Origin of the sequence: Guyparkeria sp. SCN-R1 (assembly GCF_003932495.1) — a bacterium.
Lineage (GTDB): Bacteria > Pseudomonadota > Gammaproteobacteria > Halothiobacillales > Halothiobacillaceae > Guyparkeria.
Window position 1 is genome coordinate 1 of sequence record NZ_QZMT01000045.1, and the last position, 541, is coordinate 541.

Sequence of the window (541 nt, forward strand, 5' to 3'; positions counted from 1 at the left end):
CCTTTCTGCAAAGCCCCGGGGGTCGTCGCTCAAGACCGGCGCGTCAAAAACCTATCGTCGCAGGCATGTCGCTCACCAGCACCGGAAGCGATATCGCTCCGGTGCCGCCAGTCACCACCAGCACCCAACGGCCGTTAACCGGCAGGCGCAGTTGGATTTCGAAGAATGCGAATCCGGGGAACTCGGCAACGGCCGCTTCGGGCGCCTCGAAATTCAGGCGTATCGGTTCGTCATCGGTCGGCGGCCTCATCTCGACCGTAATGTCGCGGTCCGAACTGTCAGGCTCCGCCTGCGTCAACACCACCAACACAAATCGGGCCAGCCGGTCAGGACCGACCGCAAATCTGGACAGCACGCCGCCTTGCACATTGAGTTTGTTGTCCACCGCTGCGGCGGCATCGGCCAAGAACGCACCCGTAAGTATCACGCCGCTGAACCTACCGCGCCGCAGGTGGACAACATGCCCAGGGGTAGCACGGGGCGGCAGCGCCCTTGGTGACAAATTATTCAGTGCGACGGCATATCTCGTCTTCTATTTCGT

1 protein-coding gene is annotated in these 541 nt (G+C 61.6%); it reads right to left on the reverse strand.

Going from position 1 to position 541, the window contains the following annotated elements:
* Positions 1-43 precede the first annotated feature (43 nt).
* On the reverse strand, positions 44-406 hold the full coding sequence (locus D5687_RS11095) for a hypothetical protein (RefSeq protein WP_021083031.1): 363 nt from the start codon (positions 404-406) through the stop codon (positions 44-46).
* Between the last annotated feature and the right edge of the window lie 135 nt (positions 407-541).